The sequence below is a fragment of the Bradyrhizobium sp. Mp27 genome (assembly GCF_029953005.1).
In the GTDB taxonomy this organism is placed as follows: Bacteria; Pseudomonadota; Alphaproteobacteria; order Rhizobiales; family Xanthobacteraceae; genus Bradyrhizobium; species Bradyrhizobium barranii.
In genome coordinates this window covers 1-242 of record NZ_JASAUS010000769.1, presented here as the reverse complement: position 1 = coordinate 242, position 242 = coordinate 1, and the positions used below count along the sequence as shown (strand labels likewise).

General features: G+C 59.9%; 1 pseudogene. It reads right to left on the bottom strand.

The window, feature by feature from the left end:
* Window positions 1-190, bottom strand: a pseudogene (locus QJT78_RS52605) (hypothetical protein); the annotation flags it as partial.
* Window positions 191-242 lie beyond the last annotated feature (52 nt).

The window sequence follows — 242 nt, the reverse complement described above, 5'->3', positions numbered from 1 at the left end:
CGCTGACGGGCTCGCTCACCGGCTCGTCGTGCGCCGGCTGCAACCGATCCTGCAAATCGCGCTGCAATCCGCATGCGCCCGCGTCCTTATCCTTGGTGACGGAAACTTTGTCTTCAGGAGAGGGCTTCTGCTGCTGAGAGCTGGCCCCGCAAATTCGGACAGTAGCTTGAGTGGATTTTCTGCCTGACAGCGGCGAGGATTCTTGCTGCGAATCAGGAGCGAAGATGACGAAGAAGAGCCGC